Source organism: Bacillus sp. 5w2, from assembly GCF_054353775.1.
Genome location: NZ_JBTIWT010000030.1, coordinates 40,566 through 52,812, shown reverse-complemented (window position 1 = coordinate 52,812; position 12,247 = coordinate 40,566). Strand labels below are relative to the sequence as shown.

Genomic DNA, 12,247 nt, shown 5'->3' with positions numbered 1-12,247 from the left:
GTATAGATTTAGTTAAGTTTATCGTATCGGTATTGGCTGGTTGCTACATATACCAGCATGTTATTTAGGAATTGCACAAGCAGCAAGAAATTATGCAGTTCAATTTGCGGGATCATACAAACCAAATAGTTTAAATCATTCTATTAGTTTATTGCCGAATGTTAGAAGATTAGTTGGAGAATTAGAACTTGAGCTTATGCAAGCTCGCGTCTTTTTATATCAAATTGCGAAAAAGTACGATGAGGCAGAGGATAAACTATCATTACAAGCTGAACTAGCAGCAGTAAAATATGCCGTAACGAATGCGGCAATATCTATTGTAGATAAAGCAATGCGCATCGTAGGAGCAAAAAGTTTATCAGAAAAAAATCCACTTCATCGCTACTATTTAAACGTCAGAGCAGGATTGCACAATCCGCCGATGGATGATGCAACACTGTCTATATTAGCGGATGCGGCGTTTCGGTCGTAGATTAAAAAACATACTAGCTAAGAGAAAGAAGATCCTATTGTAGGATCTTCTTTTTTTATAAAAATTACTAGAACGGGAATTCTATTAAATTATTAATCATATTACTTAAAAATTAAGCGTAAGAATATAGTAAATGAAGGGAGATATAAAATGAATAAAGTGAAACTGAAAGTATTTAATATAAAGTATGTAGTGATATGTATTTTATTCACGATTATATGTATCCTCACTTCATTCTTCATTTCTAGTAATTCAAACGTATTCAAATCGTATTATGTTAATCAATTATTAGGAAGTAATTCTACTAAAGGCCTTATGTATATGATAGGAAGTGAGAATCGATATTTTGCAGAAGAATTTCATAAAGAAAAAGGAAGAGCGTCTTTGGAATCTTTTTTACTTTCACTTTCTACAAATATTAATGTCAATGATCTCCGAAGTTTATTAACTCGAGAACTTCCAAATATGAATCAATTTTATTCGGAAATATTAATTGCTGGGGAAGGAACAGATTATACGAACATTCCTGAAGAATCCAGCATTCCTTTAGAGAATATTAAAGATAAAGGTTCTGCTATTGAACACCCAAAGAGTGAGAAAGAAAACAATTCAAATACACAAAATAACGGTGAAAATAAAGTTTTTATTTATCATACACATAGTTGGGAATCGTTTATTCCTCTTATTCCAGGTGCTACTATACCCGATGATGCTTCCAGTACAAATAATGAAGTGAATATTACGTTTGTTGGAAATTATTTAAAACAAAAGTTAGAAGAAAAAGGAATAGGTGTCTCACATGATACGACAAATATGAGGGATTTTCTGCGAAATAAAAATTTGAATTGGGCCCAATCTTACAAAGGATCCCGTCAAGTATTACAAGATAAATTAGCACAAGATAAAAATATTATGTTTCCAATGGATCTTCATAGAGATGATGCACGAAAAAATATCACAACAAAAAATATTAATGGAAAGAATTATGCTCGGCTTTATTTTATTTTAGGACGAGAGAATCCTAACTATGAAAAAAATAAAAAAATAGTAACGGCAATAAATTCATATTTAGATGAGAAGTATTACGGTTTAAGCCGGGGGATTTTTATTAAAGATCGTAAAAGCGGGAATGGAGTATACAATCAAGATCTTTCTCCAAATGCATTACTTATTGAAATGGGAGGCGTAGATAATACACCAGAAGAATTATATGCTTCCGTTGATGCATTAGTAGACGCATTTAGCCACTATTATAATGAAGTAACTAAGAAAAATAACTAAATATAATTGAAAAAATCTTTCTTTTCATTCTTCTTTTTATCGTTTTATTGGAGAATGCTATGCTTCTTATTTCACCTACTGTATAATAAGAAAAAAGCACGAAAAGAGGTTATCTCATGCTAGAGGTTATTGCAACATGTTTAGAAGATGTGAAACGAATTGAACGAGCTGGCGGGAAGCGAATTGAATTAATTTCATCTTATACAGAAGGCGGTTTAACGCCGAGTTATGCATTTATAAAAAAAGCGGTAGAAGCAGTACATATTCCAATTCACGTTATGATTCGTCCGCATGCGAAGTCTTTTACATATACGGAAGAAGAAATTGAAATGATGAAAGAAGATATTATAGTTGCGCAGGAATTAGGAGCAGCTGGTGTTGTATTAGGTGTACTAAACGAACAAAATGAAGTGGATGAAGAGAAACTAGCAGATTTATTGTCTGTTGTAGATGGAATAAATGTAACGTATCACCGTGCGATAGATGATATAGAAAATCCAGTGGAAGCGATGAAAACTTTAAAGAAATTTCATAAAGTGACTCACGTTTTAACTTCAGGTGGACAAGGAGATATAGTTGATAATATTCCGGTGCTTACAGAGATGCAAAAGGTAAGCGATGGTCAAATTCAACTTGTTGCTGGAGCTGGCGTGACGAAAGAAAATATAAAGCAATTGCTAGATGAAACTGGAATCACGCAAGCTCATGTCGGTACAGCAGTAAGAGAAGGGAAATCATGTTTTGCTGAAATTGATCTTAATATAGTACAAGAATTAGTTCGAATGATAAAGTGAAACTTTAATCAGTGGGGGCATCCCCCATTGATTATTAGTTGAACCAATCGGGCTTTTACGGGCAGTTGATCCCCACCTCAAAATTCAGCTTCTTTGTTTTCGCTGAATTTTGAGGTGGGGTCTTACTGCCCGTTAATACGGGATAAAATAAACACGTAAGAAAGAGGAGAAACGATGAAGGAAAATACGAAGAAAGAATTATTCTCATGGGCTAAAACGATAGGATTTACCCTTGTATTAATCGCAATTATTCGTGGTGTTTTATTTACACCGTCATTAGTACAAGGCGAATCAATGATGCCCACTTTAGAAAATAACGAACGAGTTCTTGTGAATAAGATTGGTTATAGTATAAGTGGATTAGATCGCTTTGATATTATCGTCTTCCACGGAAAAGAAGGATACGATTTAGTAAAACGAGTAATTGGTTTACCAGGTGATACAGTTGAGTATAAAAATGATGTTTTATATGTAAACGGAAAAGCAATGGAAGAACCATATTTAAAAGAGTTTAAAGAAAAAGCAGCAGGCCGTGTATTAACTCCAGACTTTACGTTAGAACAAATCACAGGAAAAACGAAAGTGCCAGAAGGCCAAGTGTTTGTTTTAGGGGATAATCGTGAAGTTTCTAAAGACGGTCGTATGTTTGGATTTATTTCAGAAGATGAAATTGTCGGAAAAGGACAAGCTGTTTTCTGGCCGTTGAAACAAGTAAGAGCGTTATAAAGCAAGTATGGGAGAAATATTCTTCCGGCGGATTTAAATCACATTTTTTGTGAAACTGAATGTTCAGTTAAGAAAGACAGAGGTCATTTTGATTATTATTTTTCAAAATGGCCTCTGTTTATTTGAAGATAATATTGAAAGGAGGGAATTAAGATGACAACGAAAGAATCAAAAGTTATCTTAAACAGGAAAGGAGCCAGGAAAGTAAACGAAATTCCTAAAGAGGTCTTACAGTTACTACAGCAAGGGAAAATAGAAAGTGTTAATCTAACAGAATGGCTAGCTATAAATCATATTGAACTACTTAAAAATGTCTTACCTTCAATAGGACTCAAGAATAGTTTGGAATATATAGTAGGTGAATTGGAAAAACAGAACGTTGAAACAGGAATGAAAGTCATACGAATAACAGGCACTTTACTAGATGAAATTATAATCAAAGAGAATGAAGGAAACAAGGAAGACGTACTGTTAAAATTATCTAAGCATATTTCAGATAGTGTACGATGTTGGGCAGCGTTTATGAATAAAAAATCAAATAACACATTAAAAGATACATTAACGTATATTCGACCTTTTGCGGCGGATCATCATTTTGGTGTTCGAGAAATTGCTTGGATGTCAATTAGAGAAGATCTTTCACAAAATATAGAAGAAAGTGTGGAATTGTTAGTAGAATGGGCAAAAAGTGAAGATGAGAATATTCGCAGGTTCTCTGTAGAATCTATTCGTCCTCGAGGTGTATGGAGTAAACATATTGAAATATTAAAACAAGAACCAGAAAAAGCACTTCCCATTCTTAATTTACTTAAATCAGATCCATCAAAATATGTACAAGATTCGGTTGGAAACTGGTTAAATGATGCAAGTAAAACGAAACCGGATTGGGTAATGAACCTGTGTGAAGAATGGGAAAAGGATACTGACATAAAATCAACTAGTAGAATGATTAAAAAAGCTAAAAGAACGATTTTGAAAAATAAGTAATATGTAACTAATAGACTTGTTAGTTCTACGAAGGAACAATCAATCATGTTAAAAAAAGAATACTTTGAATAACTATGAGAAGAGCATGTATTGAACAATACATGCTCTTTATATTTTCTTTTATATCAGTGTTATTAATGAAAGGTGATCAAATTTTATTTCAAATCTAAACTTCCGTACTTTTTTATTGTAACTTTTATTCAAATAGTTTTGTAGCAACATGTACTTTGGAAAGTGAACCGTCTCTATTTCTAAAAATAATTTTATATTCACCGTCAGGAAGCCAATCACTCCAATTTATACTAAATTCACTTATCGCTTGTTCCCCTGGTTTTAAAGTTCCGTCAATCATCCAAGCACCTTTAGCGTTATATAAAGTATAACTAAAAGGAGAATCACCAGTATTTTGTACAAGAACGCTTAAGTTATCTCCATTAAAATAGTTGAAATTATAAGTGGTTGATCCGAAAAATGCAACGTCTTCGTTAGTTATGGCACGTTGTTCAATTTGAGAGTCTAGCTTAGTATCTTCGTTTGTAGCAAATGTCACATTATAACCTATACAAAAAGATAGCATAATAGCAGGAATCACTAGCAACTTTTTCAAAAGAAACACTCCTTATATTTCGTATTATGTATATGATAATTGAAAAATATTGAAATGTAATAGTTTAATGTGAAAATTTACAAATGTATATAATTATTTACGCTTATTTTAAATTACTGACAAAACATAAAGATTAAGTAATTGAAAAAAATATTGATAGAATTGAAAGAATATTTTATAATTTTAAATTATATGTTTGTTTCGAAAAATGGAATTCAAGTTCCGAAATTCGGAACAAGAGGGAGATAGAATGAGTATAAATAAAACGGCAGTTAAGACAATGGATATTTTGGAATTGTTTTATGAGCATGAAGAACTAAGTTTAACAGAGATGGTTCAGCTTACGAGTATGCCGAAAACATCTGTTTATCGTTTAATCGGCTCGTTAGAAGAAATGGAGTTTTTACAAAAAAACGAGAAGGGAAGATATCGTCTAGGAGTCGTTTTTTTACGATTTGGTCAACTTGTTTCACAAAGGTTATCAGTAAGAAATATTGCGATTCCATATATGAAAGAGCTTAGGGATAGTTTAGGGCAGGCAGTTAATTTAATTATTCAAGATGGTAATGACGCGATTTATGTGGAAAAGATGGAAGGAGTTCAGCCGGTACGTGTGTATACGGCGGTTGGAAGACGAGCTCCACTTTATGCCGGTGCTTGTCCAAGAATTTTACTATCGTATTTCTCTGAGGAAGAGAAACGAAAATACATAGAGGAAACGGATTTAAAGCAGTTTGCAGATGGAACAATCGTGGATAAGAAGCAATTGCTAGAAGTGTTACAAATGGCGAAAAAGGAAGGACATACCATTAGCTACTCTGAGTTAGAAAATCATACTGCGGCTATAGCAGCGCCTATTTTTGCAAGCGATGGAACGGTTGTAGCAGGTATTAGTATTTCGGGATTAGCAATTGAGTATAGCGAAAGTAATATTTCATATTTTATCGCGAAGGTGAAAGAAACAGCACATCGCATTTCGAAAGAACTCGGCTTTTTGGCATAGAAAGAGGGAGTAGGATGAAATTTTCTGCATTAGGGGATCAAGCAATTATTGTTACATTTGGTGAAGAAATGGGGATGGATGTATACGAAAAAGTGCAACGACTATTTCAAGCACTACAGCAACATCCGTTTACAGGAATGATTGAATGCGTTCCGTCGTTTACTTCCTTAGCGGTCTACTACAATGTATACGAAGTATGGAAGCGAAATGAGAGAAGTGAAGGGTTATATAATTACGTTTGCCAATATATAAAAGAGCTGTGTGATTCGTATAAAGAAGAATTGAACCGAGATGTGAAACAGATTTCTATACCAGTTTGTTACGGGGAAGAATATGGACCTGATTTAGAAGAGGTTGCACATTATCACGGTTTGCAAGTAGAAGATGTGATTCGAATACATAGTGAAACAACATATTTTGTGTATATGCTAGGTTTTACACCAGGGTTCCCGTATCTAGGAGGACTATCAAAAGAACTAGAAACACCTAGAAAAGAAACACCACGGCTGCAAATCTCTCCTGGTTCAGTAGGTATTGGCGGTAATCAAACAGGTATTTATCCGCTTGAAACACCAGGTGGATGGAATATTATTGGCCGAACACCAATCTCCTTATTTAATCCGGAAGAAGAAACACCAACTTATATTCAAAGCGGTATGTATTTACGATTTATTCCAATAACGAAAGAAGAGTACGTATCACTTGAGGGGGCTAAGGAATGGATGTAGAGGTTTTGCATGCAGGAATGTTTACAACAGTCCAAGATTTAGGGCGATCTCATTATCAACAATACGGCGTACCTGTTGGCGGGGCTATGGATCAAAGTGCACTTCGGATGATCAATATGTTAGTTGGTAATGAAGAGAATGAAGCGGGACTCGAAATGACGATTATGGGACCGAAAATGTTAATAAAGAAAACGACGTTACTTGCGATTGGTGGTGCGGATATGGAACCGCTACTAAATGGGGAGCGTATTCCATTATGGTGTCCTATTTTAGCGGAAGAAGGTAGCATGCTTTGCTTTGGAAAAGTGAAAAGCGGTTGCAGAACGTATGTGACTTTTGCAGGTGGTATACATATTGATCGTACAATGGGAAGCAAAAGTACTTACATACGTGCTGCGATTGGTGGTATTGAAGGAAGAATGCTGAAAAAAGGGGATTATTTTCAACTTGGTACGCACTCAGAAATGGCGAATCGTTTCATTCAAGACTTACAAAAGGATGAGCGAATGAAAACGAAATGGGCAATTAGCAGCAGCGTACGACCAAAGTATAAGAAACATCCTAAGCTTCGTGTCATCACTGATTTTGAATATGATCAATTTACAGAAGAAAGTATACAGGCATTTTTTACGAAAGAGTATAAAGTATCTAATTACGCTGACCGTATGGGCTATAGAGTTGAGGGAGAAGTTTTAAATAGGATGGAAGAAAAAGAGATTTTATCGAGTCCGGTTACATTTGGGACCATTCAAGTTCCAAACGGTGGACAGCCTATTATATTAATGGCAGATAGGCAAACGACAGGTGGCTATCCGAGAATGGGAAATATCATTTCAGTAGATTTACCTCTTCTTGCCCAGCTAAAACCGGGGGACTATGTTTCTTTTGAGAAAATTAAGCTTGAAGAAGCGGAACAATTGTACATAGAAAAAGAAATAAATATGAATCTATTAAAGAAATTCATCGCTTTACGAAGCTGAAATTAGGAGGAAACATTGTGACTACAATCGATTTAAACTGTGATTTAGGAGAAAGTTTTGGAGCTTATAAAATGGGGAATGATGATGAAATTCTTCCGTTCGTTTCCTCTATAAATATTGCTTGTGGTTTTCATGCGGGTGATCCAACTGTAATGAGAAAAACGGTTGAGAAAGCACTGCAGCATAATGTAGCAATAGGGGCACATCCTGGTTTTCCTGATTTAATTGGATTTGGGAGAAGGAACATGAACGTTTCAGCAAATGAAGTATACGATTATGTTTTATATCAAATTGGTGCATTAGACGCTTTTATGAAAGCAGCTGGCGGGAAAATGCAGCATGTAAAACCGCACGGTGCTCTATATAATATGGCGGCGACTGATTCGGAAATTGCAGATGCGATCGCAAAGGCAATTTATCATATGAACCCCAATCTATTACTTTACGGATTAGCGAATAGCGAGGCGTTTATACAGGCCGCGGAAAAATACAATATAACTCTCGTACAAGAAGCTTTTGCTGATCGTACGTATCAGCAAGATGGGACGTTAACAAGTCGTACGGAAGAAAATGCACTCATAAAAAATGAAGAAGAAGCGATAAAGCAAGTGCTTGAAATGGTGAAAGAAGGCTATGTAAAAGCGGTGAACGGAGAGAAAGTAGTAGTTCAGGCGAAAACAATTTGTTTACATGGTGATGGAGAGAAAGCAGTGCAATTTGCGAAGAAAATATACGGAACATTCGAACTTAATGGTGTTTCTATTTGTGCACCAAAATAAAAAATAGGGGGAAGTGCTGGAATGATTAAATTAATCGGGATACTACTTGTTGCAGTTGGCTTTTTATTTAGATTAAATACACTGTTAGTCGTTATGGTTGCAGGTATTGTTACTGGTATGGTTTCAGGATTAAGTTTTTATGATGTGATCAGTATGTTCGGTAAATTTTTCATAGAAAATAGATATATGTCTATGCCGATTATACTAACTTTACCGGTAATCGGAATTTTAGAGCGTTACGGTTTAAAAGAAAGAGCAGAAGCACTTATAACGAAATCAAAAGGCGCAACAACTGGAAGAGTCTTAATGTCGTATTTTACGATAAGAGAATCATCAGCAGCACTTGGATTGAATATTGGTGGTCATGCACAAACAGTAAGACCGCTCGTTGCACCGATGGCAGAAGGAGCAGCACAAGGTAAATACGGTAAACTGCCTGAAAAATTAAGAGAGAAGATTAAAGCAAACGCAGCAGCTGCGGAAAATACAGCTTGGTTTTTCGGAGAAGATATATTTATCGCGACTGGTGCGATTTTATTAATGAAAGGATTCTTCGATTCAGTAGGTATGCATGTCGGTGTGTGGGATATGGCGCTTTGGGGTATTCCAACCGCAATATCAGCACTTATTGTAAGCTGGATCAGGTTTAGAAGATTTGATAAATATATAGCGAAAACGATGACATCAAAAGAAAAAGAAGAGAAGGAGGCAATATAAAATGAACATCATTACAATGGATACAATTTATTACGTATTAGGTATAATCGTTGCCTTTATCGCTGTTCGTATCGCATTCGATCGTGAACATCCAAATCGATTTGGTTCTAGCTTATTTTGGGCGTTATTTGCAGTTACGTTTTTATTCGGAAATGTAATCCCTTCGTTTTATGTTGGCTGTATCGTACTTGCTATGGTCATGTTAGCTTCACTAAATAAAGTAACAAAATCAGAAGAGAAAGAAGTTCCAGTACAAGAACGTGTAAAACATGCTGAGAAATTAAAGAATAAAATTTTTATGCCTGCACTATTAATACCAATTTTTACAATCATCGGTACGTTAACGTTAGGAAAAATCAAATGGGGGAATGTTTCGCTTGTTGATCCAGATAAAGTAACGCTAGTCGCATTAGCGCTTGGGGCATTACTTGCATTTGTTGCGGCAATGCGTATCACAAAATCGAAAATAACAACGCCTGTGCAAGAAGGAAGCAGACTACTACAAGCTGTCGGCTGGGCTGTGATTTTACCACAAATGTTAGCAGCACTTGGCGGTATTTTCGCGAAATCTGGCGTTGGGCAAGTCGTTTCTGATTTAGTCGGCCAAGTATTACCGACAGAGTATCCGTTCGTTGCTGTTATGGCGTATTGTTTAGGAATGATGCTCTTTACAGTCGTAATGGGAAATGCATTCGCAGCATTTGCCGTTATTACTGGCGGAATTGGCTTACCTTTAATTGTACAAATGCACGGAGGAAACCCAGCAATTATGGCAGCACTCGGGATGTTTGCTGGATATTGCGGAACGCTGCTTACACCAATGGCAGCAAACTTTAATATCGTTCCGGCGATGCTTTTAGAGCTAAAAGATAAAAATGCAGTTATTAAAGCGCAAGTACCAATTGCTCTTTCAATCTTTATTATCAATATGTTTATTATGTACGGACTTGTATATCGTTTCTAATTAGGAGGGTAAAACTATGAAAACAGTATTACTAACAGGATTTGATCCGTTCGGCGGAGAAAGCATCAATCCAGCTTGGGAAGTCGCAAAAAGTTTGCACGAAAAAACAATCGGAGAATACAAGGTTATTAGTAAACAAGTACCAACTGTATTTCATAAATCAATACAAGTATTAAAAGAGTATATAGAAGAACTAAACCCAGAAATGATTATATGTATCGGACAAGCTGGGGGCAGACCAGATATTACGATAGAGCGTATCGCAATTAATATTGATGATGCAAGAATTGCTGACAATGAAGGGAATCAGCCGGTAGATGTACCGGTTGTAGAAGAAGGACCTGCTGCCTATTGGTCTACGCTTCCGATGAAAGCAATTGTAAAAAGACTTCAAGAAGAAGGCATACCAGCTTCCGTTTCACAAACAGCAGGTACATTCGTTTGTAATCATTTATTCTATGGTCTCATGCATGGACTAGAGAAACAGGGTAAGAAAATAAAAGGTGGATTTATTCATATTCCGTTTTTACCAGAACAAGCGAGTAACTATCCAGGCCAACCGAGTATGTCACTTTCTACTATTGGTAAAGGGATAGAATTGGCGATTGAGGTAACGACGATAGTTGAGGTGGATATTGTGGAAGTTGGAGGTACGACGCATTAAGTAGAATGAATTGTACAACACCTCCTGTAAACAACTGGTATAATAAGAATAGGAAAATACATAGAGGTGATTGTTGTGCAGCAATTTGAAGAAGTACGTTCAATTTTAGAGCAAGCGAAGAAAATTACAGTGTTAACAGGTGCAGGAGCAAGTACGGAAAGTGGTATCCCAGATTTCCGTTCAGCAAATGGATTGTATGCTGATGCGAATGTCGAGATGTATTTATCAAGAGGATATTATAATAGAAGCCCGAAAGAATTTTGGAAGCATTATAAAGAAATCTTTCAAATTAATACGTTTCATCAATATAAACCAAATCGTGGCCATCGCTTTTTAGCTGAATTCGAAGAACAAGGGAAAGATATTACGATTTTAACGCAAAATATTGACGGTTTACATCAATTAGGCGGTAGTAAACATGTCATTGATTTACATGGAACACTTCAAACAGCACATTGTCCGAAGTGTAAAGCGGGATATGATTTACAGTATATGATTGATCATGAAGTGCCTCGTTGCGAGAAGTGTAATTTTATCTTAAATCCAGACGTCGTTTTATACGGAGATACATTACCGCAATATCAAAATGCAATAATACGTTTATATGAAACAGATGTACTTATCGTTATGGGAACGTCATTAAAAGTACAACCTGTCGCTTCATTCCCAGAAATTGCAAAGAGGGAAATAGGGGCAACAACGATCTTAGTAAATGAAGAGTTAACTGGGCAAGAATATAACTTTGATTTTGTTTTTCAAAATAAGATTGGTGAGTTTGTTGAAGGATTGTCTTCGATTAAATAAGTTATCGAAAAAACTGAGGTATCCACCTCAGTTTTTTATTTGAGTAATCGCTGTATTAAACAACATGAAAACATTTCGATAATGTAGTAATCACATCTTTATAACCCATAAAAAATGTTTTGGTTGGCAAAATAGCAGAATAGGAAGAAATGTTTTCTTTAGCGAGTACACAGTCGTCATAAAGTAAGCTAATATGTAGCTGTTGTAAAGGTTCTATTTGGTTTTGATTTAGGTATAAAACTAAGTCATTATAAAGTTGTTCACTATAATCACTTACAGAATGTTCTAATGAAAGCTGACCTGCTATGCTAGTCCACCATACTTTAAAACTACATATTAACTCTTTAAAGGATTCTTCATTACATAAATGAGTGTCAAAAAACTTCTCATAAAAGATATGATTTTCTTCATAGAAAATTTGTAAATCATATTTGTCGTTAGCAATTTGTTTGCGAAGTGTATGCCATAATTCTTTGAAATTCGCTTCAAAGTCAGTAGAGAAGTTTAATTGTCTTGCTATGTAAGGAAATCTCAAATTTTCTTTTTTCTCTTTTTGGTTGAGATACATATTTTGAATATAAATCATAAAATTTAAACAATGTGACGTATTAGTATGTATTGTAAATGCATCTGTCATTTCGTTTTCTCCTTAGTAATGTCTTTTATTGATTTATTTCTTAAGTATACAAAGAAATGAAAACGAGGGGTATAAAAAACCAATTATTACGATATTTCTTTCAG

Annotated in this window: 14 protein-coding genes and 1 pseudogene; 13 read left to right on the top strand and 2 right to left on the bottom strand. The window is 35.2% G+C overall.

The window, feature by feature from the left end; translation table 11 throughout:
• Positions 1 to 28: 28 nt before the first annotated feature.
• The 5 genes and pseudogenes from ACXY7N_RS29345 to ACXY7N_RS29325 form a co-directional block, all read left to right on the top strand.
• Positions 29 to 472: pseudogene (locus ACXY7N_RS29345) on the top strand (acyl-CoA dehydrogenase family protein); the annotation flags it as partial.
• 150 nt (positions 473 to 622) lie between these two features.
• Positions 623 to 1,753 carry a stage II sporulation protein P gene (spoIIP, locus tag ACXY7N_RS29340; protein ID WP_016136754.1) on the top strand — a complete coding sequence of 377 codons (1,131 nt, stop codon included), beginning with the start codon at positions 623 to 625 and terminating at the stop codon, positions 1,751 to 1,753.
• Between the two features lie 116 nt (positions 1,754 to 1,869).
• Positions 1,870 to 2,547: a copper homeostasis protein CutC gene (locus ACXY7N_RS29335; RefSeq protein ID WP_016087291.1), complete on the top strand. Its 678-nt coding sequence runs from the start codon at positions 1,870 to 1,872 to the stop codon at positions 2,545 to 2,547.
• 174 nt (positions 2,548 to 2,721) lie between these two features.
• The gene (gene lepB, locus ACXY7N_RS29330; RefSeq protein WP_000662489.1) at positions 2,722 to 3,273 is read left to right on the top strand and encodes a signal peptidase I; all 552 of its coding nucleotides are present in this window, start codon (positions 2,722 to 2,724) and stop codon (positions 3,271 to 3,273) included.
• Between the two features lie 153 nt (positions 3,274 to 3,426).
• Complete coding sequence (locus ACXY7N_RS29325) at positions 3,427 to 4,260, top strand: DNA alkylation repair protein (RefSeq protein WP_016136753.1); 834 nt, start codon at positions 3,427 to 3,429, stop codon at positions 4,258 to 4,260.
• Between the two features lie 196 nt (positions 4,261 to 4,456).
• On the opposite strand, the gene ACXY7N_RS29320 is transcribed toward ACXY7N_RS29325, so the two are convergent.
• A complete protein-coding gene (locus ACXY7N_RS29320; RefSeq protein WP_000735607.1) occupies positions 4,457 to 4,867 on the bottom strand; it encodes a hypothetical protein in 411 nt (136 codons plus the stop codon).
• Between the two features lie 250 nt (positions 4,868 to 5,117).
• Between ACXY7N_RS29320 and ACXY7N_RS29315 the strand changes: the two genes are divergently transcribed.
• The 8 genes from ACXY7N_RS29315 to ACXY7N_RS29280 all read left to right on the top strand — a co-directional run bounded on the left by ACXY7N_RS29315 (position 5,118) and on the right by ACXY7N_RS29280 (position 11,506).
• Complete coding sequence (locus ACXY7N_RS29315; protein WP_016134848.1) at positions 5,118 to 5,870, top strand: IclR family transcriptional regulator; 753 nt, start codon at positions 5,118 to 5,120, stop codon at positions 5,868 to 5,870.
• Positions 5,871 to 5,884: 14 nt separating this feature from the next.
• Positions 5,885 to 6,598, top strand: coding sequence for a 5-oxoprolinase subunit PxpB (gene pxpB / locus ACXY7N_RS29310; RefSeq protein ID WP_016134847.1), 714 nt, complete (start codon positions 5,885 to 5,887; stop codon positions 6,596 to 6,598).
• Complete coding sequence (locus ACXY7N_RS29305; RefSeq protein ID WP_098486838.1) at positions 6,589 to 7,578, top strand: 5-oxoprolinase subunit C family protein; 990 nt, start codon at positions 6,589 to 6,591, stop codon at positions 7,576 to 7,578. Before pxpB ends, ACXY7N_RS29305 begins: the two co-directional genes overlap by 10 nt.
• Positions 7,579 to 7,595: 17 nt before the next feature.
• On the top strand, positions 7,596 to 8,357 hold the full coding sequence (gene pxpA / locus ACXY7N_RS29300; protein ID WP_098878917.1) for a 5-oxoprolinase subunit PxpA: 762 nt from the start codon (positions 7,596 to 7,598) through the stop codon (positions 8,355 to 8,357).
• A 21-nt stretch (positions 8,358 to 8,378) separates the two neighbouring features.
• Positions 8,379 to 9,074 carry a DUF969 domain-containing protein gene (locus ACXY7N_RS29295; protein ID WP_000593388.1) on the top strand — a complete coding sequence of 232 codons (696 nt, stop codon included), beginning with the start codon at positions 8,379 to 8,381 and terminating at the stop codon, positions 9,072 to 9,074.
• Between the two features lies 1 nt (position 9,075).
• On the top strand, positions 9,076 to 10,038 hold the full coding sequence (locus ACXY7N_RS29290; protein WP_016087297.1) for a DUF979 domain-containing protein: 963 nt from the start codon (positions 9,076 to 9,078) through the stop codon (positions 10,036 to 10,038).
• A gap of 16 nt (positions 10,039 to 10,054) precedes the next feature.
• The gene (gene pcp, locus ACXY7N_RS29285; protein ID WP_098878916.1) at positions 10,055 to 10,702 is read left to right on the top strand and encodes a pyroglutamyl-peptidase I; all 648 of its coding nucleotides are present in this window, start codon (positions 10,055 to 10,057) and stop codon (positions 10,700 to 10,702) included.
• Positions 10,703 to 10,777: 75 nt separating this feature from the next.
• Positions 10,778 to 11,506, top strand: coding sequence for an NAD-dependent protein deacylase (locus ACXY7N_RS29280; protein WP_141552374.1), 729 nt, complete (start codon positions 10,778 to 10,780; stop codon positions 11,504 to 11,506).
• Positions 11,507 to 11,561: 55 nt separating this feature from the next.
• Here ACXY7N_RS29280 and ACXY7N_RS29275 read toward each other — a convergent pair whose 3' ends face one another.
• Entirely contained in the window at positions 11,562 to 12,143 is a 582-nt protein-coding gene (locus ACXY7N_RS29275) for a hypothetical protein (RefSeq protein WP_016136749.1), read from the bottom strand.
• Positions 12,144 to 12,247: the final 104 nt, after the last annotated feature.